The organism is Oligosphaera ethanolica (assembly GCF_030814695.1).
In the GTDB taxonomy this organism is placed as follows: domain Bacteria; phylum Verrucomicrobiota; class Lentisphaeria; order Oligosphaerales; family Oligosphaeraceae; genus Oligosphaera; species Oligosphaera ethanolica.
Genome location: NZ_JAUSVL010000001.1, coordinates 1,459,274 through 1,483,675 on the forward strand (window position 1 = coordinate 1,459,274; position 24,402 = coordinate 1,483,675).

17 protein-coding genes and 1 tRNA gene are annotated in these 24,402 nt (G+C 61.0%); 13 read left to right on the forward strand and 5 right to left on the reverse strand.

From position 1 onward, the window contains the following. Nucleotides 1–48: 48 nt before the first annotated feature. The gene (locus tag J3R75_RS05030) at nt 49–2,553 is read left to right on the forward strand and encodes an AMP-binding protein (protein WP_307260272.1); all 2,505 of its coding nucleotides are present in this window, start codon (nt 49–51) and stop codon (nt 2,551–2,553) included. Beyond that, nucleotides 2,550–3,650 carry an NAD-dependent epimerase/dehydratase family protein gene (locus tag J3R75_RS05035; RefSeq protein WP_307260273.1) on the forward strand — a complete coding sequence of 367 codons (1,101 nt, stop codon included), beginning with the start codon at nt 2,550–2,552 and terminating at the stop codon, nt 3,648–3,650. Before J3R75_RS05030 ends, J3R75_RS05035 begins: the two co-directional genes overlap by 4 nt. 17 nt (nt 3,651–3,667) lie before the next feature. On the opposite strand, the gene J3R75_RS05040 is transcribed toward J3R75_RS05035, so the two are convergent. From J3R75_RS05040 to J3R75_RS05050, 3 genes are all read right to left on the reverse strand, one after another. Continuing rightward, entirely contained in the window at nt 3,668–6,280 is a 2,613-nt protein-coding gene (locus J3R75_RS05040) for an AAA domain-containing protein (protein ID WP_307260275.1), read from the reverse strand. Between the two features lie 191 nt (nt 6,281–6,471). After that, on the reverse strand, nt 6,472–7,206 hold the full coding sequence (locus tag J3R75_RS05045) for a hypothetical protein (RefSeq protein WP_307260276.1): 735 nt from the start codon (nt 7,204–7,206) through the stop codon (nt 6,472–6,474). A 259-nt stretch (nt 7,207–7,465) separates the two neighbouring features. After that, nucleotides 7,466–8,992, reverse strand: coding sequence for a DUF2851 family protein (locus J3R75_RS05050; RefSeq protein ID WP_307260277.1), 1,527 nt, complete (start codon nt 8,990–8,992; stop codon nt 7,466–7,468). Between the two features lie 223 nt (nt 8,993–9,215). Between J3R75_RS05050 and J3R75_RS05055 the strand changes: the two genes are divergently transcribed. The 3 genes from J3R75_RS05055 to J3R75_RS05065 all read left to right on the forward strand — a co-directional run bounded on the left by J3R75_RS05055 (nt 9,216) and on the right by J3R75_RS05065 (nt 11,880). Continuing rightward, the gene (locus J3R75_RS05055; protein ID WP_307260278.1) at nt 9,216–9,599 is read left to right on the forward strand and encodes a VOC family protein; all 384 of its coding nucleotides are present in this window, start codon (nt 9,216–9,218) and stop codon (nt 9,597–9,599) included. 49 nt (nt 9,600–9,648) lie between these two features. Continuing rightward, complete coding sequence (locus tag J3R75_RS05060; RefSeq protein WP_307260279.1) at nt 9,649–10,692, forward strand: hypothetical protein; 1,044 nt, start codon at nt 9,649–9,651, stop codon at nt 10,690–10,692. A gap of 111 nt (nt 10,693–10,803) precedes the next feature. After that, on the forward strand, nt 10,804–11,880 hold the full coding sequence (locus tag J3R75_RS05065) for a hypothetical protein (protein WP_307260280.1): 1,077 nt from the start codon (nt 10,804–10,806) through the stop codon (nt 11,878–11,880). A gap of 351 nt (nt 11,881–12,231) precedes the next feature. Here the strand turns inward: J3R75_RS05065 and J3R75_RS05070 are convergent, their stop codons facing one another. Beyond that, nucleotides 12,232–13,425: a uroporphyrinogen decarboxylase family protein gene (locus J3R75_RS05070; protein ID WP_307260281.1), complete on the reverse strand. Its 1,194-nt coding sequence runs from the start codon at nt 13,423–13,425 to the stop codon at nt 12,232–12,234. Between the two features lie 138 nt (nt 13,426–13,563). Between J3R75_RS05070 and J3R75_RS05075 the strand changes: the two genes are divergently transcribed. From J3R75_RS05075 to J3R75_RS05100, 6 genes are all read left to right on the forward strand, one after another. Further along, nucleotides 13,564–14,715 (forward strand): glycoside hydrolase family 43 protein, encoded by a 1,152-nt coding sequence (locus J3R75_RS05075; RefSeq protein WP_307260282.1) that lies wholly within the window; start codon nt 13,564–13,566, stop codon nt 14,713–14,715. 102 nt (nt 14,716–14,817) lie between these two features. Further along, a complete protein-coding gene (locus tag J3R75_RS05080) occupies nt 14,818–15,528 on the forward strand; it encodes a DUF1559 family PulG-like putative transporter (protein WP_307260283.1) in 711 nt (236 codons plus the stop codon). A 172-nt stretch (nt 15,529–15,700) separates the two neighbouring features. Continuing rightward, nucleotides 15,701–15,778, forward strand: a tRNA-Pro gene (locus J3R75_RS05085). 145 nt (nt 15,779–15,923) lie between these two features. Further along, complete coding sequence (locus J3R75_RS05090) at nt 15,924–16,214, forward strand: nucleotidyltransferase family protein (RefSeq protein WP_307260284.1); 291 nt, start codon at nt 15,924–15,926, stop codon at nt 16,212–16,214. Continuing rightward, nucleotides 16,207–16,563: a HepT-like ribonuclease domain-containing protein gene (locus J3R75_RS05095; protein ID WP_307260285.1), complete on the forward strand. Its 357-nt coding sequence runs from the start codon at nt 16,207–16,209 to the stop codon at nt 16,561–16,563. The genes J3R75_RS05090 and J3R75_RS05095 overlap by 8 nt, the downstream gene beginning before the upstream one ends. Before the next feature lie 67 nt (nt 16,564–16,630). Then, nucleotides 16,631–17,350, forward strand: coding sequence for a DNA alkylation repair protein (locus J3R75_RS05100; protein ID WP_307260286.1), 720 nt, complete (start codon nt 16,631–16,633; stop codon nt 17,348–17,350). Between the two features lie 30 nt (nt 17,351–17,380). Here the strand turns inward: J3R75_RS05100 and J3R75_RS05105 are convergent, their stop codons facing one another. Then, complete coding sequence (locus J3R75_RS05105; RefSeq protein WP_307260287.1) at nt 17,381–21,484, reverse strand: PAS domain-containing hybrid sensor histidine kinase/response regulator; 4,104 nt, start codon at nt 21,482–21,484, stop codon at nt 17,381–17,383. A 989-nt stretch (nt 21,485–22,473) separates the two neighbouring features. On the opposite strand from J3R75_RS05105, the gene J3R75_RS05110 reads away from it, so the two are divergent. Both J3R75_RS05110 and J3R75_RS05115 read left to right on the forward strand, forming a co-directional pair. Then, nucleotides 22,474–22,650 (forward strand): hypothetical protein, encoded by a 177-nt coding sequence (locus J3R75_RS05110; RefSeq protein ID WP_307260288.1) that lies wholly within the window; start codon nt 22,474–22,476, stop codon nt 22,648–22,650. A gap of 145 nt (nt 22,651–22,795) precedes the next feature. Next, nucleotides 22,796–24,256, forward strand: a complete 1,461-nt coding sequence (locus J3R75_RS05115) for a GH39 family glycosyl hydrolase (RefSeq protein WP_307260289.1) — start codon at nt 22,796–22,798, stop codon at nt 24,254–24,256. Nucleotides 24,257–24,402 lie beyond the last annotated feature (146 nt).

A 24,402-nucleotide genomic window follows, 5' to 3' on the forward strand; every position in this document is an offset into this window, starting at 1 on the left:
ATCGTCCATAACTTTAGCGAAAGAACTTCCCCAGCCAAAAACAAACGCATGAAATTACTCCAAAACAGCAACAAACCGGCATTGATCTTCAAGAATGACCAGGTCTCCTTCGACCAGCTCATCGGCGTCACCGCCGTCTATGCCCGCCTCGTTGCCGCCGCGTCGGGGGATCGCGTGGCAATCTTTTCGGAAAACCGTCCCGAGTGGGTCTACGCGTTCTACGCCGCCTGGCGCAAGCACGCCATACCCGTGCCGATTGACGCCATGGCCAGTGTCGATGAAATCGCCTACATCCTCAAAGATAGCACGCCCGTCGCCGTCTTCGTGTCGCCAAAAAATGTCGAGACCATGGAGAAGGCCATTGCCATGGCCGAATGCCAGACGAAACTCATCGTCTTCACCGACATCGCCATACCCGCCACCATTCCCGACGAGGACAAAGTCTTCCCCGAAGCCGCAGACGACGACACCGCCGTAATCATCTACACGTCCGGCACCACCGGCAGCCCCAAGGGCGTCATGCTCAGTTACGAGAATCTCCGCGCCAATCTCATCGCGGTATCCGAGCAGGTGCCCATCTACAAAGCCACCGACCGGGTGATGATCCTCCTGCCGCTGCATCACGTCCTGCCCCTCCAAGGCACCCTGATCATGCCGCTATCTATCAACGCCACCTGCGTCATGTCACCCTCCATGGTCGCCGCCGATATCCTCCAAACCCTCGCCGACCATCACGTGACCCTCTTCGTTGGCGTGCCCAGACTCTATATCCTCCTCCGTGACAGCATGAAGAGCCGCATCCGCCAGAGCAAGGTCGCCTCGGCACTCTTCGCCCTCGCCGCCGCCGTCAACTCCCTGGCATTCTCCCGCGTGATCTTCAAATCCGTGCAGAAGAAATTTGGCGGCGCCATGCGCCACATGCCCTGCGGTGGCGCCTCGCTGGACCCGCAGGTGGTCAAGGACTTCCGTACCCTCGGCTTCGAGATCCTCATGGGCTACGGCATGACCGAAACCGCGCCAATGATCTCTTTCACCAAGCCCAACGCCCCACGCGCCGGCTCGTCTGGACAAGTCATACCCTGCAATGAAGTCCGCGTCGTCGATGGCGAAATCACCGTCCGCGGCAAAAATGTCATGAAGGGCTACTACAAACGCCCCGAGGAAACCGCCGCGATCATCAAGGACGGCTGGCTCCATACCGGCGACCTCGGCTACGTCGACGACGATGGCTTCATCTTCATCACCGGCCGCAAGAAGGAAATCATCGTCCTCCCCAACGGCAAGAATATCAATCCCGACGAGGTCGAGCAGAAGATCATCAAGATGTCCGACTGGATCGCGGAAATCGCCGTGCTGGGCTCGGGCGACTCGCTCCAGGCGCTGATCCTGCCGCACTTCCAGAATCTCCAGGCGCAAGGCGTGCTCAATATCGAAGAGTCCATCCGCCAGCAAGTCATCGCCCACTACAACCAGCAGGCATCAAGCTACAAACGCGTCTTCAAATGCACCTTCGTCACTGACGCCCTGCCCCGCACCCGCCTCGGCAAGCTCAAACGCCATGAGCTCGAAACAATCGCCAAAGCCGGCAACGCCCGCCAAAAAGAGGCCGTCGCCGAACCCGACAGCGAGGCATACCGCGTCATCAAGGAGTACCTCGTCGGCCAGCTCGGACAAGATATCCATCCCAACGACCATTTTGAAATGGACCTCAGCCTGGACTCCCTCGGCAAAGTCAGTTTCCAAGTCTTCCTCAGCGGCACCTTCAGCGTGGAAATTCCCGAGCAGATGCTGCTCGAACACCCCACGCCCGCCAAGCTCGCCGCCAAAATTCACGATCTCGGCCACGACACCATCGCCGCCAGCAGCGGCTTCAAATGGGGCAAGATCCTCCGTGAAAAAATCGCCGTGAAACTACCCCGGAGCTGGTTCACCCACCAGTGGCTCAATCTCTTCTCCAAGAGCATCCTCCACAGTGTCTTCAAACTGCGTGGCGAGGGCGTGGAGAATATCCCCGACGGCCCCTGCGTCTTCGCCCCCAACCACCAGAGCTACCTCGACGCCTTCTTCATCTCGGCGTTCATGAAAAAAGGCGTTCTCAAACAGACCTTCTTCTACGCCAAGGCCGAACACCTCCGCCGCGGCTGGCAGCGCTTCATGGCTAACCGCCATAATGTCATCATCATGGACGTCAACAGCGACCTCAAGCTGTCCCTACAAAAGCTGGCCAGCGCACTAGCGCAAGGCAAGAAGGTCATTATCTTCCCCGAAGGCACCCGCACCGTCGACGGCCAGCTGGGCACCTTCAAACAAACCTTCGCCATCCTCGGCCGCGAACTCAATGTGCCCATCGTACCCATCGCCATCGCCGGCGCCTACCAGGCGCTGCCACGAAATCGCTTCTTCCCCAAACTCTTCAAGCCGGTCGCCGTGTCCTTCCTCCCACCCATCGTCCCACAGGCAGGCGACGACTATGGCTCGCTGGTGGACAAGGCCGTCAGCCAGATCCGCGCCAAACTGGCCAGCAAGCAGCCACCGGAGCAGCCCTCTGTATGAGTGAACAGACCGGAACAGGTCTTGCGCAACCCCGCCACTACGCCGTCCTCGGCGGCGGTGGCTTCCTCGGCCGAGCCATCGTCCGCATGCTCCGGGCTCGCGGTGACGCCGTCCGGGTCTTCGGCCGCCACCGCTACCCCGAGGTCGAAGCCCTGGGCGCCGAATGCGTGGTCGGTGATGTCCGCGATCCCGCCGCCGTCATGCGCGCCTGCCAGGGCTGCCACACCGTGTTCCACACCATCGCCATCTGCGACATCATCCGCGACAAACGCCTGTACTACGAGGTCAATGTCCGCGGCAGCGCCAATGTCCTACGGGCCTGCCTCGAAAACAAGGTCCGCTGCCTGGTCTACACCAGCACCCCCAGCGTCGTCATCGCACCGCACCATATCATTCTCGGCGATGAATCCCTGCCCTACCTCGACCACTACCTGGCGCCCTACCCGAAAACCAAGGCCATCGCTGAAAAAATGATCCTTGACGCCGACAACTGGGAGATGGTCCCGAACTCGCCCGCGGACGACCGCCGCGAGCTCGGCGAACACAATGTCACTCGCCTCCGCACTTGCGCCATCCGCCCCCATCTCATCTGGGGGCCGGATGACCCGCATATCCTCCCGCAACTCTTCGCCTTCACTCTGGAAAAACGCCTGCGCATCATCGGCGACGGCCTGAACCAAGTCAGCATCACCTACGTGGACAACGCCGCCCACGCCCACATCCTGGCCGCCGACGAACTCGCCGGCCAGGCGCGCTGCGCCGGCAAGGCCTACTTCGTCCACGACACCGAGCCCGTCGTGCTCTGGGATTGGATCAACAGTCTCCTGGCCAGCCTGCACTTGCCCACCGTGACCCGCCGTGTCGACTACCGCAGCGCCTACATCGTCGCCGCACTTTGCGAATGGCTCACGGCCGGGCTGCCCTTCCTCGGCCCCGCCAAAATGACCCGCTTCGTCACCAACGAACTGGCATTCTCCCACTCCTTCAGCCACGAACGCGCCAGCAGAGACTTCGGCTACCAGCCCATCGTCTCACCACAACAGGCCCTTGACAACGTCATCGCCTGGGCTAACCAACAAAAACTCTACCAGTCGTAAAAAACAGCCAGTTTTCCTCAAAAACCGAAGGTCAGCTGCCGGCCGCCGCTCGCAGCCGGCGCAGCCGGTGCAGCGGCCTTGGCCGGCGCGGCTTTCTCACCGTCGTCATCGCTGTCACCCAATAGCGCGGCCAGCGCGGCCTCGTCCAGTTCCTCAACCACGCCGTCACGCGTGATGGCCCGCAGCATCCGCACAAAAATGCGCCCGCGGGATTTCTTGGCCAAAAACTCGGCATCGCCGACCACGATCATCTCGCGGCGGCTGCGGGTATGCGTCACGTTCACGCGGTTCGGATCGTCCACAAAACCCACGCTGCGCCCACCAGAGCGCACGTAGGAGATAATCACCACGTCGCTCTCGCCGCCCTGAAAACTGTCCACCGTCGAAATACGCTGGTGCACAAACTGCTCCCACTCCGCCGCAGCAATGCCCGCCGGTGGCGCCGACAGCATTTTGCGCAGCAAGCGCAGCTGCCGACGATAGGGCGTAATCACCGTGATTTCATTGAGCGGATAGCACCCGCTGTACTCGCGCACCAGCGCCGCGCAAATCTCGGCCTCCAAGCGGTTCTCAATGCCCGGTTGGCCTGCGGTCACGACCTGTTCGCGCCGGCGTGCGACAGGCAGCTGCGACGTGCTGACAAAGCGCAGCGTCGATGCCGGATAGCGCAGCAGCCGTTCTTTGTAGCCCAGCTGGTAGTACTCCGCCGTCGGTGCCGCCTGCACCTGCGCGTTGTAAAACAAATGCGATGCAAAGCGCATCAGCCGGGGATTTTGGCAGCGGTAACTGTTGCGCAACAACAGCGTCGGAAAATGGCGGAACTCCTGCAGCCAGCCCAAAAAACTCCCGCCGATGAAAGCGCGCTCGTCACGCGTCAGCGCCCGGCCGGCCGTGGCAAACTCCGACCATATCTCCCGCGGCAACGGAAAGGGCGGCAGCTGTTGCGGATCACCAAAGAACAGCGCCCGCCGCGCCATACACAGGCACAGCAGTGTTTCGGCGGCGCCGCCCATGCCCGCTTCGTCAAAGACAATCACGTCAAACAGCCCGTTGCGGCTGATTTCCTCCGCGAGCGACGGCGAGCGCAACAAGCCGATCGGCGTCCCGGCGTGCAGCGCGCAGCCCGTCGCGGCGTTGCGGGCCGCAAACGCCGCCTGGACCGCCTCGTCGCCATGCCAACACTGATCGGCGACGTCGTCCTGCACGGCCTCCCGGGAACTGCCATGGCGCAGCAACGGCATGTCCAGGAGCCGCCGACAAAGGTTGTCCAGCGCCGCGTTCGACGGCGCGGTAATCAGTACCCGCTGTGGCTGCCGACAAAGCTCCCGCAGCATCTTCTCGACCACGCAGGTCTTGCCGGTACCCGGCGGACCCTGAATCAGCACCACGCTGTGCAACGGATCAAGACAAGCTCCCACCGCGCGACTCTGCCAGCTGTCCAGGGTACCCAGCTGCGGCCCCGGCCGAAACAAATACGGCACGCTGCTTAATCCCAACACGCCACGCAGCACCGCCTGCTCCGGTATTTCACTGGCCGCCAGCAAACGCTGTAGCTCCTGCAACGAACGAGTCACAAAGGCCTGCGGCGATTTCCGCAGGCCAGCACAGAGCTGCCCATCCAAAGGGCGCGTCTGTGAGGGATCGGTCCAGCTCAGGGTGCCAATCAACTCGTCGCTGTCGAGAATGTCAACCACGAAGTCCGCCACGGGCGCCTTCGGCTGCCCGAAAGGAAAGACCACCAGGCGACTGCCCTCGCGCAAAGGCAAGGTCGCGTCGCTCCGCACAGGCAGTTTCAACACGCAGACGCCCGCAGCCGGCGCCGGCGACAGGTTCTCCGCACCGGCAAAATCCATCACAAAACGCTCCTCAGCCGCCAAGAGTTTCTTCGCCGTCTCAACTAGCAGGACCAAGCGCCGCCCCACAGCCCAAGTCGTCCCGGCTGGTATTTCCGCCGGCGGAATGGATACGTCGGCTGCCCCAGGGCCGGCATGGGTGGCCATAGCCGCTTCAGCTGTCGCCGGCACGCCTAGATTGAAGGTAAGCTGCGGGCTGGATTCGTCTGCGGCCATATCTGCCAGGACCTTGCCCACCAGCGCTAACCGCGTCCGCGCGCTACTCTTCTCCAAGCTGCGAATAATGTCCTCGGGATAGCGCCCCCGCAGGGACTGCAACGCGTCAAGAATCATCGCGTTCTGCACGTGCTTAAGGTCCACGCCGGGATATTGCTCGCGCACCTGCGCCACCACATCGGACATGACCTCGACCCGCTCGCCGTAACTGCGATCGTCATCACCGTGCCGTTCCGGCTTCTGTGCCGTCACCTGCAGGGCGCCGTCAACAAACCGCAGCAGAACCAGCTGCGTCTCGTCATCGTCCTCCACCACCAGCGCCGCGCAATGCTCGTCATCATGCCAAGTAAAATGCGCCACCCGCTCACCAGTCGCTGCCCCCGGCGCCAGCACCTGCCGCCGCCCCAGCCGCAAGCCAGCCGCTGGCACCACAAAGGGCTCCGGACGACAAGCGTCCTCCCACAGGCAATAGAACTGCCGACTCTGCACCAGCTCCTGATTCGTCGCCCACAGTTTCTCAGCTTCCGCTATGTAGCCACTGACTTTTGCAAATTCGGTCATGGTAGCCTATATCGCCGGCCAACCGGCTTCCTTACCGTAGATAACGAAAAGCCTCTGCCCGGCCATGGCACTGCGCTTGTTGCCGGACAGAGGCCCGAAGTCGTCATGAATGTCATCTCGCATGTATGGCGCATGCACAATAAACACAGGCGATGACCCTCAGCATGGTCGCGCCTGAATCCACCGTGCGCTCAGTCTTCCAACGGCCGCATCACTACCGGACCAAACTCCGGCTTGCCCGCATTGTCCACAATCGTGACAATGTATTTCTGAGGACGCTTGTCGGTCCCCAGGAAGGTCACGCCACCGTGCAGCTTGGAGGCCCAGTCCGCAGACTTGCGCACTGTCTCCAGGGTGGTCTCCAAACCAACCACGCGTTTATGCAAACCCGATACTTTTGCCAAAGCTCCAGCACATAGCACCAGCGTGATCAGATTCGTCACCAACAACAACACCAGCAGCAGCGTCGCATTGCCATTGCGTGACGACGACGCAACAGCAGCAGCAGCTGGTCGCGAAACTGCCGCAACAACGGGCTGTGCCGCCGGCGTAATCACCGCCGAACGCGTCGCCGTCGCCGATGGTGGCGCTACAGCCGCAGCCGGCTTGGCGCCGCCCAGCGACGCCTGCGTCGCCGAGGGCATCGCGCCCACCGCCGGCTTCACTTTTGCACCAAGACCCTTACCCATCAATGGCTTGCCACCAGCTGCACCCAAACGCGCGCCCGCCGCTGGACGACTCTGCGTCGCACCCGGGGTACCCGCCGCCGCCTGCTCGGGCTGCGCCTGTTGCTCGTCTGGAGCGGGCTTAGCAGAAGTATCGGCCTGTCCGCTATTCTCGCCCTGGGCCGCATTCTCACCCTGCGCGTCGTTCTTCTTGTCATCGCCGAATGCCGCCAAAATCGCATCTTCCAACTTGTCGCTCATGTCGTAGCTCCATATCGGCCCACTGGCCGTTTCGCAGACTTAGTCTCGCCATTTCTGACAAGGGCTCACTCAGCAAGTCAACGGCCTAGTGTATTCACCGCGATCACGTTGTCAAGCATACCACCGCATTTTCCGACACGGACACCGGAATCGGTCAGCGCCGAAGGCGCGCACTGTCTTGAGCGCCGAAGGCGCGCCTTCGGCGCTCAATGCAGGTCGCCCTTACAGGGCTCTATTTTGATGTGCCCTCTACCCATGGCTACGCGCCTTCGGCGCCACGGAATGGACAGCAGTCGCAGTTATTATCCAGGGCCAGACAGAAATTTTTGTATATGTCGATCAGTCCTTGTTGGTGGCAGACGCTGCGGATGAGTTCGCGCGAACGGCTCGGTGGCGCCAAAAAACGCTGGATGGCCTCCTTCAGCAGCCGGTTTTCCTGGCTGGGCGGCAAGAGAACATAGGCGTCGCGAACGCGTTGCGCGGCGGCGCTGTCCGCCCCGGCCGTCAGCGCGAGCTGCGCATTCAGGTAGGGCAGGAAGACATTGGCAGCGATATCCAGCAATCGTGGCGGCCCGAGCAGGTCTGCCGCCGGCTTGATGGCATGGCCAAAATCGCGGTATCCCCGCCAGCTCTGCGCCGCCGTCAGCGGCGCCTGCATGGCCTTGCGCAATAGTCGTGCATTACTACTGCTTAGCGCCAGCTGCTGCAGCCATTGCGCCGGCCGATAGTCCACCCGCCGCAGCCACGACAGCCCCGCCGCGAGACGCCGTTGCGGGCTGTTGTAGGGGCGAGCACTACCGCTATGCCAGTCCAGTTCCAGCCGGGTATGACCGCAACGCCACCAGCGTTGCCACAGATCGGCCACGGCGTCGCGCCATTCGGGCAGCACCTCGTCTTGCGTCGGATCTGGCAGCAACCCCGCCATGCCGAAAAGCAGCGCCTCGCGGTCTTCGTCGCTTGGCAGGGCCTGCAGTCGTTCCAGTGGCGCTGCCTCGGCCAAGGCGCGGAATGCCTCGCGGTGATTCTTGTAGCCCAGGCAATCGAAGAAACCCACGTAGAGCGCCTGATCCGACCCCAGTTCAGCCGCGCTTCGCAGCAGGTGCAGGCCCTTGTTCTCCAAACGCGCCAGCCCCGCCGCATTCAGAATCGTGCGCAGCTGCTCGTCGTCCGTCAACGCCCAACGCAGAGCGCACGCGCCGGCGCGCACCTGGCGGGCGTAGGGATAGCACGCGTCTTCCATCTGCCAGAGCAATTTCTCCCAGGCCGCGCTGAGAAACTCGCTCAGCACCAGCGTTTCGAGCTCCGGTCGCGGCGGCGGCGCATCGTCCTGCCACACCGCGTGGAGAATCACGCCGTTGTATGCCGGGTCCTGCTGATGGCCATGCCGGTGCCAATCCGAGCTGCGGCGATGTATCTCCACATCGCCATGCAACAAACGCCCGGCAATCACCAGGCTCGCGCCGCGAAAATCCGGCCCACCGGACACATTCCACACCCCCGGCGATATCACCTGCAGGGCCTGGCCGCTCACCGTCGTCAAAGCCGGCGCCAAATGCCGTTCATTCCAGATAATCTGCAAAAAACGCTCGTTGAACTGACAGCCCGGCCAGCCATCAACAGCGCCGCCCTCCGCTATCACCCCACCACCGCTCGGGACCTCCCCCCCGCCAGGGAACACACCGCCGCTCCCCAGCGCCCGGCATGCCCGCAACCGTGGCAGGTATTCCGCGCGCAACCACCGCCCCGCCGCAACCGCAACCCCGTCGTCTTTCCGATCGCCATTCATGCCAACCGCCTCCATAGCCAATCACGCACCTACACAACCCGCAAGGTGGGGAAAATTGTATTGTCGGCGCCGACGGCGCCACAGAGGCAAGATGGCATCGCGGCGCGACAGATCAATGGCGGTAATGGCATAATGTGATTTTGTAGTCGCGGCTATAACCTTATGCTGTTTTGGGGGATATATTAGCCTTTCCATTTCGGCTATCTGACAAAGGACTCGCTACATGGAACACGCTATCATCACTGGTATCGACCACCCGGCCGTGGCCGCCGTTGAGCCCGCGCGACTAGCGCAATGGTACATCGCGGTGCTAGGCTACACGGAATATCACCGCACTGACCGCAATGTGTGGATACTCGCGGCACCAGACGGGTCGCTGCTGGAAGTCATGCCCAAAGACGACACGGCCCGGCCCGCCCGCACGACCTGGACGCCCGGCTGGTCGCACCTGGCGCTGCGCGTCAACGACCTCAACCAAGCCGCCGCCATACTCCGCGACCACGGCGTGGTCTTCCCCGATGCGCCGGTGCCCGCCATTGGCGGCGGTCAGCTGCTCAATTTCGTTGATCCCGAAGGCAATATGCTGCAAATCGTTTCTCGTTCATAAATAGCCAGCAAGAGCAAACAGAACCACAGCACGCGAAAGGCCTCGTACGATGATCACCGCTCAAGAAGTCAAAGCTCACGCCAAGCGTCTTGGCGCCGACCTGGTCGGCATCTCCCCCATGAGCCGTTTTGAGGGCGCGCCCAAGCAGATGGACGCCCGCTACATCTTTCCGAACGCCAAGTCAATGATCGTCCTCGGCTTCCGTATTGCCCGCGGCACCCTGCGCGGCATCGAAGAAGGCACGCTGTTCAGCAACTACCCGTCCATGGGCTATGCGGCCATCAACCAGATTTACGGCCCGATGGTCCTCTGGAACCTCACCCGCATCCTGGAAGACGAGGGCCACGAAACCATCCCCATGCTCAACGCCAACGGCGGTGAAGCCCTCAACCCCGTCACCGGCAAATTCCGCAAAGGCTGGAGCCGACCCGTCGCCGATGGCAAGCCCTACCCCGACGTGCTCGTGCACTTCCGCCTCGCCGCCTACATGGCCGGCCTCGGTGAAATCGGCTGGAGCAAGGTCTTCCTCACCCCCGAATTCGGCCCGCGCCAGCGCTTCGCCATTCTCCTCACCGACGCCGAGCTCGAACCCGATCCAATCTATGAAGGCAAAATCTGCGACCGCTGCAAACTCTGCGTCAAGCACTGCCACGGCAACGCCATCAGCATGGACGAATCCGTGAAGGTCACCGTCGCCGGCCACGAACTCGAATGGAACAAACTCGACCCCCTCGCCTGCGAAAAAGGCATCCAAGGCGGTCTCGGCAAAGAGCTTAGTCCATTCGATGGCGAATATCCCCGCATGTACGGCTACGGCCGCGCCATCGAAGGCGCCTGCGGCTGCATCCGCGCCTGCATGATGCACCTCGAAGAACGCAAGAAAATCAAAAACCTCTTCCACAACAAATTCCGGTCGACGCCGCAATGGGAAATCGACCGCAGCAAGCCCTACGAACTCACCCAGGACGTGCTGGATTACTACGGCAAAAAGGACATGATCGAAGACGTCGACGAGTACATCAAGTACAACGCCCGCGACAACTACGGCACCGCCAACAAGAAAACGGACAAGCCCAACCCGCTGATCGACTGACCCGTCCCCAAAGCCACAGTCCATTCGGCCCATACGCGGGTAGCGACGCCACTTGGCGCCGCGACCCGCTGTTTCGTATCCCCAGCAACGCATGCCACAGCAGGACCCGCCATGCCCCACGCTAATCCGCCCTTCACTTTCGCCGTCGGCTATCAGCAACCTGAAAATGGCGAACGCTTCAGCGACATCGTGGCAGACTACCAACCACAGGTCGGCGAAGTCTATTTCGCTTGGGTCGGCACGCCCTCCGGCCGACCGATCCTCGGCGCCCATGACGATGACAGCGATGCCATCCAAGACGTGCTCGAAGAAGACCTCAAAGCCCTGCGCCAGCTCGGCGTGAAGCTCGACATTCTCTTCAACGCCAACTGCTACGGCGCGCACGCCTTCAGCCGCGAGCTGGATAACAACGTCCGCGGCGTCATGGACTACCTCGGCGAACTGGGCTGCCAGCCAGACATCATCACCACGACCTCGCCGGCCATCGCCCATATCAGCAAAACACACTTCCCGGCCGTCGAAGTTCGCGCCTCCGTCAATATGCGCATTGGCAGCACCCAGGCCATGAGCTACGTCGATGATCTCTTCGATAGCTTCTATCTGCAACGCGACCGCCAGCGCGATCTCCGCCACGTCGCCAGCGTGCACCAGTGGTGCGAGCGGCATCATAAAAAACTCTGCCTGCTCGCCAACAGCGGCTGCCTCAAATACTGCCCGGGACAGACGTTCCACGACAATTTCCTGGCCCACATCGCCAAAGTCGAAACGATGGACAACCTCCCCGGCTGGAATCCGCACGTGTGCTGGAATCTCTACCGCAAGCCCGAGCACTTCGTGGAATTCCTCAAGGCGACCTGGATCCGTCCAGAAGACCTCCATCACTACGCCGGCATGGTCCACACCGTCAAACTAGCTACCCGCCAGCACTCCCATCCCCGCGTGGTCATCGGCGCCTATGCCAACCAGTCCTTCGCCGGCGATCTGCTCAGCCTGACCGAACCCGGCTTCTCCACCGCCTTCGCACCATTCTACATCGATAACCAGGCATTCCCACCCGACTGGGCCGAACACATGGCCCAATGCCCCGAAAACTGCGACAGCTGCCACTACTGCCAAGACGTCCTCAATCTCGTCCTCAAAAACAGCAACGGGGGCAGATGGGACGTAGGGGACGTAGGGGACGAATAGGACGTAGGGGGATGGGACGAATGGGACGGATCACCCCCACACCCCTCGCTCGCCAATTCCGCTGACGCGTGTCGCGCCCCAATATCTGCCTTCTGCCGCCGCCCATTCTTTGCCGCGAAGCGGCAGAAGCGCTGAAGGCGCGAAACATACCAGCCCAGGGCAAGCAGCGCTGAAAGCGCGCGCCGCCCTGGGTATAACGGCGACAATGTTCGTGTTCCTCGGCCTCTTTGGCCCCAGTCGGCGCAGCTGACTGGGGCCAAAGAGGCAATGGAACTCATTGACTGCGCATCTTCGGCTGCGGCCGCCGGCCCTTCCCCTCCCCCGCAAACTCATCATTCCTCCCCCCCCTCCTCAGAATTGCCCGTAGCGTTCGATGGCGGCCATGATGAGCCGCATGCCGGTGAGTCGGCTGCCGTTGTTGATGGACCCGGCGGTGGCGAAGACCAGCCCGCGTTGTTCGCGCGCCTCGGCGAAGTCGCGTAGGAATTCGCGCACCATCCCTTCTTCGTCATTGCGACTGTAGGTAAATGGCGCCAGTTGGCCGTGAATGACCGCCCGCGGGCAATGCTGGCGGATATCGCGCACGCGCAGCGTCGGTCCGAAATTCACCCCGCGCAGGTCCAACTCGCCCAGCAGCGGCAACAGATGCCCCATGGCCGAGTCGCTATGCTGAAAGCGGTGATTGCCGGGCTCCGGCGCATAGTGCCCGAACACCGCCCGGTGAATCGGCATGGCAAAAAAGTCATACATCTCGGGCGAAAACAGACAGCAGTTGTCATCCGCCCACGACCAATGCCGCGCGCGCGCGACGTCCTCCGCCTGCGCCTCGGCATCCAGCACCCCGGCCCGTGCAAGTATTGCCCGCGCCAGCACGTCGCTGAAACGACGTAGCAAATCCGGATTGTCATAGTAAAGCATGAGGAGATTTTCCGCGCCAAATATCGAGCACGCGAAGGTACAGGGCCCGCGCTGGCCCCGGTACAGCGGCACTTTCAGACCCAGGGCCGTCAGCCGCGCCTTTTCGCTCGCCCAGTTTTCCGGCAGCAGGAAGTCCCGCAGATTCTCCAGCCGGCGTTCAACGCGATCCAGCAAAGCGGCCAGCGACGCCTCGTCGTGCGCAGACTGCTTCAGCCACCACGACCCCGATGCGCCCCCTTCCCAGACATTCTCGGCCTCAAAAATGTCATACAGCTCCTTGACCCTTGGCCACTGCCGCGCCAAGTCGGGCAATTTTTCCGGCAAAATGCGCCGGCCGACGATCTTTTCGGCCTTGTCGTTGTAACGCCGGCACAGCTCCACGCCCCAGGCCGGTTCGCTGTATTGAAAACGCCACCAGTCCTGTTCGACGCCGAGCTCGTCAAACACGCACTCCCAGGTCAGCGTCGCTCCGAATGGACATTGTTCAATCTTGTCTCCGAAGGGCGCTGCCATCGCCTCGCGTTGCTTGCGCCAAAAGGCCTCGATGTCCAGCGGTGCCAAGCCGCCGTTCTTGCGCATGTCGTCAAGCAGCACCGATACGTTCAGGTCCATTTCGCACTTAGTCATGGTCACCAGCCCTTTGGCTACGGATTTGTAACGCCTCTATTCTTATTCATTTCAGCCCGCCGCACCGTTGTTTTGCCCAACACCTGGCTGTATTGTTGTGTTCATCTCAGCGGAAGCAGCAATATAAACGCCTACCGCGTGCCATTCCTAGTTTCCACAGAAAAACACTTCGCCACCAACCCACGCAAGCCCCGCTTCACCATGATCACGCGCTGCTTCACCACCCACGCCCATGCTCGCACCACACGGCGACGCGCCAAAGCGCTGCCTTACGTTGTCGCCATGGTCATCGCCATGGGCTGCGCCCGCGGCAATGCCGCGGACGCGCCAGTTCCCCCGCCGGCCCCAGCCCTTTCTGCTTCCCTGCCACCCCCAACCACCGGTCAAGTCATGCTCACTCTCAACGACATCCGCATCCGCGATCCCTTCGTGCTTCCCGTCGCCGCCGAACAGTGCTACTACATGTACGCATCCACCGGTTCGTCCTGCCCAGCCGGCACGCCCCTGGGCTTCGTCGCCTTCCGTAGCAACGACCTCCAGCATTGGTCCGAACCAATCCGCGTCTTCACCCCGCCGGCGGACTTCTGGGCCACCCGCGACTACTGGGCACCCGAAGTCCATGCCTACAAAGACAAGTACTACCTCTTCGCCACCCTCAAAGCCCCGAACCACTACCGCGGAACGCAAATCTTCGTCGCCGACTCTCCTGCCGGGCCCTTCACTGCCATCAGTGACCGCCCGGCGACGCCAGAGCACTGGGAGTGCCTCGACGGCACGCTCTTCGTCGCCGACGACGGCACGCCCTTCATCGTCTTCTGCCACGAATGGCTGCAAGTCCACAACGGCACGATCTGCGCCATGCCACTCAGCGCCGACCTCAGCCGCCCCGCCGGCCGACCCATCTATCTCTTCTCCGCCACCGATGCGCCATGGGGCAAAAAGCACCCATTCCCCGCACCAGGCAGCAAGCGCGACTACCCCACCTACGTCACCGACGGCCCCTTCCTTCATCGCAGCGCCAACGGCCGCCTCTTCATGCTCTGGTCCAGCTTCGGTACCGATGGCTACGCCGTCGGCATCGCCGAAAGCAGCAACGGCCACATTGACGGCGACTGGCGACAGCACCCCGAGCCACTCTTCACCAAAAACGGCGGCCACGCCATGATCTTCCGCTCCTTCCAAAACCAGCTGTACATAGCCCTCCATGCACCCAACACCGGCCCCTACGAACGCGCGCTGTTCCTACCCATCAGCGAAGACCCCGACGGCTCACTGCGCATGGTTCAATAAACTCCAGTCATCACCCTCTTGTTTTTTACAACAGCATAGTATAAACTAGTCAATGACATGATGTTTTAGTTTTCTTTACCAACAAGGAATTGGAGGCTGGTCATGAATCGAATTGCGCGTTTTACCCTGATCGAATTGCTGGTCGTCATTGCCATCATCGCCATTCTTGCTGCCATGCTGCTGCCAGCGTTAAGCAAGGCACGGGAAAAGGCCCGCCAAGCCAGTTGTGCGTCAAACCTTAAGCAGTGCGCACTGGGTGCAAGCATGTACATCGACGACAATGCCGACTACTTCCCCGTCGGCTGCGCCACCTGGAAACTCGCCAACGGCTCGACCTCCGAATGGCACAACGCCATCAAAGACTACGTCGGCGACGCCAAGACCTACATCTGCCCGTCAAAATCCAATTTTTCCCGCGGTTACGGCGCCGTCATCAACTACAGCGACTGGAATTCCAGCATATCGTCACTGCTGTTGGCGTCTCCCGCAACCTCCGCCTACTTTTGTGATGCCGCACAGTGCGACTCCGCAAAGGTAACGCCAGACCCCAAATACGAAAACTGGGACTCCTACGCCACCGGCTCGACTCACTACCAGTGGACACCGCCAACCAGCCGCTGGAATTCCTGTTATTACTCAGAAGCTGCCGAAGGTAACCGCGCGCGCAGACCTACCTCACGCCACAACCAAACCGGCATCAATGTCTCCTACGTCGACGGCCACGTCGAAAGCAAAAATGTCTATAACTTCCTCGGGCCATTCCCCCAAGGCCATGCCCTGAAATCCGCCGACAACGCCTGGGATCTCTACTAAACCGACAACCCGCGCCAGGGCGCCTGAACACCGTCCGCATCAACATCGGGCCATAGCGCGGCCCCCGCCCAGGCAACGCTCAGCAAGCAAGACCGATTACCCCGTTTTCCCCTTTTCCACTCTCCGCCAGTTGTCTTTACGACCAAGACCGATATATTAACGGCGCTTTTTGCGGGGCGTAGCGCAGTCTGGTTAGCGCGAGTGGTTTGGGACCACTAGGTCGGGGGTTCGAATCCCTCCGCCCCGACCATCTTCACTCCTCATCCGTCAACGGCTCGCCGTTGACGGATTTTTTGTCTGTGGCACAAGCAGCCAGTCCGCCGCACGCATGGTCCGGTTTGTATGCGGCCAGCCCGAGGTTATTGTTTGTCAACACCACGCGCGACGGAGGATATATGGATAGACAGCACACTCTTGAACTGCTACGTCGTTGCAAGCCGGAATTGCGCGCACGCTTTGGCGTGACCAGACTAGCCCTGTTCGGGTCCACTGCGCGGGACACCGCGAACAGTGGTAGCGATGTTGATATCCTCGTGGCCTTCGACGGCCCCGCCACCTCAAAACGCTACTTTGGCGTACAATTTTATCTGGAGGACCTGCTTGGGCGACCGGTTGACCTGGTTACTGAAAAAGCCCGGCGCCCAGAACTGCGACCCTTTATCGACCAGGAGATGATCAATGTCTGACGACAGACCGCGCGAGTGGCGCATCTACCTTGACGACATGATCACCTTTGCATCCAAGGTGATCAGCTACACCAATGGGCTGGACCAGGCTGGTTTCCTGGCCAACGAGCTTGTAGTCGATGCCACCTTGCGTAACGTGGCACTAATCGGCGAAGCAGCCCGGCAGATTCCCGATGACATCCGCTCGCAGCATCCTGAGATTCCTTGGCGTTTGATCACTGCTACGCGTAATCGTCTTATCCATGGCTACCTTGGTATAGATAACGATACCATCTGGAGTATCATCCATGACGATATTCCAGAGCTACTGCCACTACTTCACACTGTCAAGGCAAAAAAACAGAGCTAGCCAGCAAGCAATTTGGGCGCGTTAAAAACTCCCGCTACTGCCCGTTCCCTCCCACGAACCCTCTCCCATGCCAAACAACGACCTCGCCCAGACCATTGCGTCCGCAGTGATTGCCGCCGGCGATCCCGCCAAGGCCTTGACCATGCAACGCTTCTTCAAGACCGGCCCCGGCCAATATGGCGAAGGCGACCAGTTCCTGGGCCTGACGGCCCCAATCATGCGCCAGCTGGCAAAAATCTACCGCGATTGCCCGCCGGAGGACGCCTGTCGACTCCTCGCCAGCCCCTGGCACGAAGTCCGCTCCTGCGCACTACTCCTGTTGGTCAACAGCTATGCCGCCGCCGGCGACGACGCCCGCCGCGAGCGCATCTACCGCCTCTATCTCCAGCACACAGCGCGCATCAACAACTGGGACCTGGTGGACATCTCGGCACCCGGCATTGTCGGCGAGCACCTGCTTACCCGCGACCGCACGCCACTGACCGCTCTCGCCGCCAGCGCTTGGCTCTGGGATCAGCGTATCGCCATGGTCGCGACCCTGACCTTTATCCGCGCCGGCGAATTCGCCGACACCCTCCGCCTGGTGGAGCAACTCCTGTCCCACCAGCACGACCTGATGCACAAAGCGATGGGCTGGATGCTCCGCGAAGTCGGCAAACGAGACCGCGACACCCTCAGCGCCTTCCTCCGCAAGCACCAACACGCCCTGCCCCGGACTACCCTGCGCTACGCCATCGAACACTACCCGGCAGCAGAACGGCAGCGCTTCCTGCAAGGCCGCCACTGACCACACGCCCCAGGTCTGCCACCGGGGTCCTCAGCCGCGCGGCAGTAGCCACTTGGCCAGCATCTCCGCTAGTTGCCGCGGCCGAATGGGCTTGGTCAGGTAGTCATTCATCCCGGCTTCCAGACAGAGCTTCTCGTCGCCCTTCATGGCATGCGCCGTCGTCGCCACAATGATCGCCCCGTGGTCCAACACGGCCGACGTTTCGTCGCGGATCACCCGGGTAGCCGCGATGCCGTCCATCACGGGCATCTGCACGTCCATCAGCACCATATCATAGCTGCTCTTCTCCAGCAGCCGCACGGCCTCGAGACCATTGTCGGCCACGTCCACCACCACGCCGAATTTACGCAACATGGCCTTGATTACGGACTGGTTGACGGCCACATCCTCGACCACCAGCACCCGTGCCTGTCGCTTCTGCAGACAAGCGACAATCACGTTCAGCTCGCTCTCCGATTTCACGTGCTCTACCGTCTGCAGCAACGCATCGGCCGGCGCCGACGGCAGGGTGCCTGCAAGTACCTCTATGAGCGCCCGTTGCGGTAGCGGCTTGTGCAGCACGGCCCGGCAGCAGCAGTCAACGGCCTTGTCAGACGGCAGGGTGTCGTTGGAGCTCAGCAGTAGGATCATCCCCGATGCCGGCGCCATGCCCTCGTCGTTAATGCGCCGCGCCAACGTCACACCATCCATGTCGGGCAGAAAATGATCCATAACGACAGCCGCAATAGGCTCGCCATCAGCATGTTTGCGCAATGCCGCCAGGGCCGCCTCGCCGCTACCAACGATATGCGGCTCGTAGCCGAAGGCCGCCAGTTCATAGGCCTGTAGACGACTGTGGCTGCCATGGCTGTCCACCAACAGCACTTTGGTGCCGGGCCGGATCATCCAGGGCTTGACCCGGCTGCCCTCGTGAGCACCATGCGACGGTTCCAGCCGTACCGTGAACCACGCCTCGGAGCCCTTGCCGGCCTGACTGCGCAAGCCGATCTCGCCGCCCATCAACTCCACCAGCTGCCGGCAAATCGCCAGCCCCAGACCGGTGCCGCCATATTTGCGCGTGGACGTCGAATCACCCTGCACAAAGGGCTTGAAAAGCCCGCCGAGCTTCGCGGGATCAACGCCAACGCCAGTATCGCAGACCGAAAAATACAGCGCGACGGTGTTGCCTCTTGCCCCATCCGTCCTCACGCCGCTTTCCGGCGGCAGCAGTTCAATACGCACAGTCACATCGCCAGCGTCAGTGAATTTGATGGCGTTGGCGATCAGATTCACCAACACCTGACGCAGGCGCCCCGGATCGCCATGCAACCACTGCGGCACACTGGCGGACACATAGCAGTTGACCTCCATCTCTTTGCCAACCGCGCTGTAGGCCATGGTCACCACCGCATCATCCACCAGCTTCATTAGGTCGAAATCCACCGGTTCGAGCTCGATCTGCCCGGCCTCAATCTTGGCGAAATCAAGGATATCGCCAAGCAACGCCAGCAGCGCTTCGCCGTTCTTACTGATCATCTCGACGTACTGCCGCCCAACCAGCGGCAACTCCAGCTCAAGCAACATGTCGGCCATGCCGATCACCGCATTGAGAGGCGTGCGAATCTCGTGGCTCATATTGGCAAGAAATTCACTCTTGGCGCGACTGGCACTTTCGGCCTGCTGCGCCATCTTCCGCGCCAGCTCTTCGGATTCCCGTAGCAAGCGATTGTTTTCCGCCTGCCGAGACTCCTGCTCGCGACGCCCGCTGATGTCCCGCGCCGACGCGTAGATCAGCCCATCGCCAATGGTCGCCCGCCATTCAATCCAGCGATAGCCGCCATCCGCATGACGATAACGGTTGACAAAGCCATCAATGCCCTTGCCTTCCTGCAGGCGAGCAAAAACCGTGCGCGAGGCCGGCACATCGTCCGGATGCAAGCAAGACTGATAGGTCTTCCCGATCATGTCTGCCGCAGCAAAGCCCGTCGTCTCCCGCCACTGCGGATTGACCCGCAAAAAGGTGCCTTTGAGGTCGAGAATGCAGAACAGATCGACGCTGGTATTGAAATACAGTGTCAGCTGTTCTTCGAGTTTCACCTGATCGGTGACGTCCACAAAGAAAGTCGCAAAATAGGGCGGCTCCGTCCGATACGCCCAGACGCGATAATGGCGCCCCAACTCCACCGAATAACGCTGCAGATAACGGCCCTGGCCGCTGCGCACGACCTCTGCGTAGGTGTCAAGCCACTCCTGCTCAGTGGCCGGCAAGACCTCCCGCACCGTCCGCCCAAGGATCGCCGACGCCTCCAAGCCAGTGATATTTTCAAAACCCGGATTCACTTCAACAAAGCGGTAGTCCACCGCCTTGCCACTGTCGTCGTAAAGCATTTCATGCAACGCAAAAGCACCAATCATGTTCTCAAAAAGCATGCGGAATTTCTTTTCACTCGCACTCAGCTGTGCCGTGCGCGCAGCGACTTGCTCCTGCAGCTGCTGGCGGTTCCGCAGCAGCAGAAATAAAATGGTCGTCATCGTCGCACTCAACAGCGCCCCGGCCAGAAAGGCCAGGCGCTCTTTCCAATGCCTGGTGGAGCGCAGAAACTCCACGCTTGGTCGCGCCGTCAGCATATAGACCTGCCCAAACTCGCAAATAGGCCGCCGTAACTGCATAGCCGCTGGCGCTTCGCCCGCCTCGCCCGCCGAAAACATCGCCTGCACACCGCCACCGGGCGGCAAATACGAAAACTCCAGGGCAATCAGCGGATGGCGCCCGCGATCGACGTTGAATATCTTGTCCATGCGCATCACCAGCGACGCCGCCCCACGCAGACGCCCCGTGCCATCGCTAGCAAAAACAGGCGCATAGACAATGATGTTCTTGCCCACCCGCAGGCGGTCATGCACCACCCCAATGGACTCCGTGGCAGTCGGCATGCGCACGCGTATGGCCTTTTCCAACGCCAAACGCCGCTCATCTTTGCTGCCATGATCAAAACCCACTACGCTTTCATGGCCGACCACGGGATATAAATTGACAATGGGGTAATACAAATCGCGACCACTCGCCGCCTCGCGGCGACCGTCTTCACCATGCTGCCAGACCATAAAATCGCCCCCCCACATCTGCCGCATTGTGGCCTCAAACTCGGCCTTGTCCTCGGCCTTAACCACCGGCATCCACGCCAGCGCCTGCACGAGCGACGTCTTGGTTAAGTGCCGCGAGTAAAGCACAAAATCATCCTGAGTGATTTCCGGAATCGTCGCCAAATGCCCCGCTATACCCGCCAATTCCGACACCCTGACTTCGGCAAAAATGCCGGCGATGATCTCGCTACGACTGTCAGCCAGCTGCTGAAAAAAAGTCTTCTGACCGAGCTGGTCATTTCGCCGTATCTGCCATGATACCGCCGCTGACAACAGCAGTCCAAACAGCAGCAGACAGCCGGGCTCCCATAGCAACGCCAAGCGCCGTTCCGGGTGCAACTGCCGGCGGCAAAAGGCACTGATGCCCACGGCTACGCACGCTAGCATCAACACAGTCACCAGCGCCACGCCAGCGAGCGGCCAGACAAGACGCGTGCGCCACGATTCATACTCCGCATCCATCCCCAGCAACGCCACGGTCTTGCCACTCACCCGATGGCGGATCGGCGCCAACGCCGACAACCACAGCGACTGGCCATAAGCATAAGGCCCGCTGACGACCTTTTCGCCTCGACCCACCGCCGCCACCAAATCTGGCATGGACTGGCTGTGCCGCGTACAATGCATGGCATGGCCAGAGGCATCCGTGTACTCGTGGCCACAAAAGAAAAATGCGTCGCCGCCATCCCGCAAGCCCACCAGATAGATGGAATGCGCATCAGAAAAATTCTGGTCAAGTATCTGCAAGTAGTCCCTGATGCGCTCAATGTGCTCATCGTGCTTGCCGCTTTCGGCCTCTGCAAACGTGGCCGTCACGTCATATTCAAGCGAGCGGGCAATCTGCGATGCCTGCCGCAGCAGGTCCCGCCGCAATGCCTCTTCATGGCTCCGCACCAGCCAGTGGCCGTAACCGACACCAGCCGCCAGCACGGCCGCCACGACCAGTATTGCCGCCATCCCCCACAGCACTAGTCGAAAACGCGTCAGAGCCAGCGGCATTTGTGACGACATATGAGCACTCATAAGCTGCCTATCCGGTATGCAAACACCAAGGGTTGTTTCATTGCCAGCGCCTGCCGCCTCTCATAACTTACCGCAGCCCGCGCAAGCCGTTCGCCACGCGTCTTCTCTGCGCGACCAACGCATTTGCCTGCGAACCCCACACTCGACGCGCCGGCAGGACCGTTCTCTATATAATACGCCCAAAGCACCGCAAATATCAACCACCGCAATGAGTTTCTTTCCCACCGCCCAGCAAAAAGGACGCCCCAGGGTTTCTATGGACAGTATGGACAGTATGGACTCAATGGACATAATCCCGCGCCCTTCGTTCGCCGGTCTCCCACCAACCGTACCTGGCCCCTCTCGCGGCCGTGGAGTGGGCGTCTCGCCCACTCCGACGCGACGGCTCATTTCCCGCACCAGCCATCCCCCACCAACCGTACCTGGCCCCTCTCCCGGCGTGGAGTGGGCGTCTCGCCCACTCCGACGCGACGGCTCATTCCCCGCACCCGCCATCCCCGCCAACCGTAGCCCGCCCCTCTCCCGGCCGTCGGTAATGGCTGCTCGCAACAAGGCTGTACAAATAACCGGTAATCGGTTAGCCATTGATATTTGTTGTCCCTGCGGCCTTTTTGATCGCCCTGTCGCAAACCATCATCCTGTTGGCATTTGAGCGCTGAAAGCGCGATCTATGATAGCCCACGGCAAGCACGCTGAAAGCGTGCGTCGCCCTGGGTAGAGCGCCTTTTTTGTCCGTGTTCCTCAGCCTCTTTGGCCCCAGTCGGCGCAGTTGACTGGGGCCAAAGAGGCAATGGAACTCATTGATTGCTGCGGCAATTTTGCGCTGTGACCCTTCGTCGCAGGTCTTTTAGGCCGCCCCTTCAGGGCTCTTTTGGGATGGGGCACCTTACCCAGGGCGACGCGCCCTGCGGGCGCTTGCCCTGGGCTATCTTAGGGCGCACCTTCGGTGCTCAAAACCTCGGCGAATGATCTTGTGCATGGTTACCAATCAACTCATTGCCGGCGATTACGGCATGCTATGTGAAGAGCATTGCTCCTATGAAATCCGCTGTCTGGTTAGTCACCCATGGGTAATGGCTGGGCGGCGGTTGGCCGTGGGTTTCCTGCAAATTGTCCCCGGTGTTTTCCCCACCGAGGTGATTACTGACCGATAACAAAAAACGGCCTACGAAATGCCGCCAGCCGCGTTGCCAATCCGCAAAGGCATGCTACTCTTTCCCGTTCTCCTGGCGCGGACGTCATTGCCGGCGCACTCATCATCCATTTTTATCCCCATTTTTGAGGAGGCATTGTCGTATCATGGCAGACCGCATCAGCATTGATTTCAGCAAGACGACCGGCAGAACAATCAAGCCCCTGCACGGCGTCAACCGCCCCGATCCGCAATACTGGGGCAAACATGAGCGTCTGGCAGAGATCGGCGTGCCTTTTGCGCGCCTGCATGACGTCGGCGGCGCCTTCGGCCGCAATCTCCTCGTCGACATCCCCAATCTCTTCCGCGATTTCACTGCCGATGTCAACGCGCCCGAGTCCTACGACTTCACCTTCACCGACGCCTATCTCAAGGTTCTTGTCGACTCGGGCATCGAGCCCTTCTTCCGCCTCGGCGTCACCATCGAAAACTTCCAGGTGCTCAAAGCCTACACGATCTTCCCGCCAAAAGACCTGCAGAAATGGGCCGAAATCTGCGAACACGTCGTCCGCCATTACACCGAAGGCTGGGCTAATGGCTTCCACTACACCATCCGCTACTGGGAAATCTGGAATGAACCGGACAACCCGGACTGCTGGCAAGGCACCACCGACGAATTCTGCGAGCTCTACGTTGTGGCCGCGCGACACCTGAAAAAATGCTTCCCGCAGCTCAAAATCGGCGGCTTCGCCAGCAGCGGCTTCTACGAAATCACCCGACCGACCATGAACAAGTACATGGTCCGGATGATGCCCTTCTTCAACCGCTTCATGGACTTCATCACCACGCCTGCAAACGCCTGCCCGCTGGACTTCTTCTCCTTCCACCTGTATTCCACCGACCCCAAGGAAATCGGCGTCCACGCCAACTACGCCCGCAAGCGCCTGGATGACGCGGGCTTCCAGCACACTGAACTATCCGTCAATGAGTGGAACTACGTCCGCCGCGACGAAACAAGCGCCAAGTGGGGCGGCGAACACGTCCTCAAAAAAGAAATGCCCGGCGCAGCCTTCACCGCCGCCGAACTCTGCGTGATGCAGGACAGCCCCGTCGATACCGCCATGTACTACTGCGCATACTCCCAAAGCGGCTATTGCGGCCTCTTCTACTTCCCCAGCCTCCTCCCCACCCCGGCCTTCTTCGCCCTCAAGGCCTTCAACGAAGTCTATAAACTCAAAAACGAGGTCCTCGCCAGCACCGACGGCGACGAATTATACGTCTGCGCCAGCAGCACCGGCAACACCAGCAACACCAGCAGCGCCAGCAGCTCCTGCAGCGACGTCCAGGATGCCACCGCCGCGGCCAAGGTCGCGCTGATCGTCAGCAACAGCACCGAAGACCGCGCACTGACCATCGACCTCGCCGGCGTCTCACGCGCCGACTGCCACGCGTATATCCTCGACGCCGACCACTGCGTCCTGACGGAAATACCCCTGCCCAAGGACGGCCCGCTGCCTCTCAAAGGCCTGTCGGTGCTGCTTATCCTCGCCGGCAAAGAACTCGCCCCCTCGCCCAATCTCCCCGACCCGTCCATCTGCTTCTCTAGGCTCATCCCCCGTAAGGCCTGACCAGCCAACACGGCAACACGGCAACACGGCAACACGGCAACACGGCAACACGGCAACACGGCAACACGGCAACACGGCAACACGGCAACACAATTGCCGTCGATTGCCGTCGATTGCCGCCGCGTGCCGGCGAATTCCGTAGGGGC